General features: G+C 36.6%; 2 protein-coding genes. Both read left to right on the top strand.

Annotation, left to right across the window (positions count from 1 at the left end):
- A partial coding sequence (dptF, locus tag AC52RT_RS00530; protein ID WP_495538944.1) for a DNA phosphorothioation-dependent restriction protein DptF occupies positions 1-853 on the top strand: 853 nt, incomplete at its 5' end.
- 4 nt (positions 854-857) lie between these two features.
- Positions 858-1,593: DNA phosphorothioation-dependent restriction protein DptG (gene dptG / locus AC52RT_RS00535; protein ID WP_495538945.1), on the top strand; the 736-nt coding region annotated here is incomplete at its 3' end.

A 1,593-nucleotide genomic window follows, 5' to 3' on the forward strand; every position in this document is an offset into this window, starting at 1 on the left:
CTTTCTAGATATGCTTCCTAACTTGCTGCCGAACTTAGTTTTTGAAGGTTTTGATAAATCCCCATTCTTAAAGATGATGGCACGACAAGATCCAATTCATCATCGTTCTATTGATGTGGGTAGAAGTCTAATTGACCTTCATAATAATGGGTGTTATTATATCGCCTATCGTAATGTGATACATGATTCCTCAGCGCAGGAGTGGATTGGATATCTAGAATCCATTGTGGATATTGCTTATTTAGATAAGGATACTAAAAGAGAATTGAGTGAATTATTTATTCGTTCTTGTTATTTATATGAATCTTCCTTGCAAGATGCCTTCTTGGATAAGGTTTATATGGATTATACAAAATTCTTATATGCCTATAATACAGGGCAGAGACAGATGCTACAAAACTTATACTTTGATATAGATAAATCTATTTATCTATGGAAGGGGAAACCGAAGACAAATTATCTTTACATTGACGAAGAAGGACATCAATACCGCATTGCTGAAAGGCTGCAACTGAGGAAAGCGCCTAAGGCCTTACCTTTAAACAATCTTGAAATGGTTGAAAGATTCACATCTTCGTTAGTATTGGGATTTCGCTGTGAACCGTTTCAAGAAATCCATGAAGTTGAGATTGATTTATCGTTATATAGCTTGATTGTGCGTGTGAACAATGGATATCGATTAAATAAGAAGGATCGCGATGATTCTATCAAATTCATCGAATTCATTGAGAATCTTCTTCCGTTCGGTAGACAAATGGAGGAAATCCTCATAACTGATACGGAAAATGGTCATGCGTTCTTGCTAGAATATGATCCTGATTTTGAAACGTATTCATTCAGGAGGGAGAATTGAATAGATGGACAGAATAGAAGAATTAAGAAAAGCATTGAATGTTAAGAATAGCAATGGAAAGAAGTCTCTGAAGCATTCAGTGAAGCATGCTAATTTCCTCCCATTTCAGACTCGTAATCCAGAAAGAGCCAAGTTCGGAAATGGCTTTGACCCTATACTGGGCGAAATTTTTCGTAAGTTAGAGGGCACTCAGCTCAATGACAACCTGGATGTTGAAAGTTTGATTGAGAAGATAATCAGTAAAGTTGAAATCAATAAAGAAGATAAGCCAGCATTACAAGGAATTCTGGCATCCTACCTTGGTCAATCTACCTCAATGCGTATGTTCCATCCCCTCATTTTCAACTATATTGCTCTATCCTCTAATAAGGAAGCTGTTGGTGAAAAGGAGATTGCTCAGTATATAGTTGATTCCTTGCTAGGAGATAGTGAGGGTCTTCGCGGTATCATGGCGTTGACGGATAAAGAGCATGTGTTAACACGATTGATTTGTTCTAATTTGCCTGAATTACCGAAGGGGGAGGCTGGTAACAAATATGCCCCTATGTTTACCTATGTTGAATCGGTATTCAAAGAAGATTTGGCTTTCCTTGTAGGAAATCGAGAGTTTTTTATTTCTCATATTAATCTTTTTATCGCTTATTATTATTTTTACTCGGTAACCCAATTTACCCTTAAGTTAAATCAGTTTGAGAATATGGAACCGACAATCCCTACACCTTTATACTATAATGTCGACT

It is taken from the genome of Peribacillus sp., from assembly GCF_059453735.1.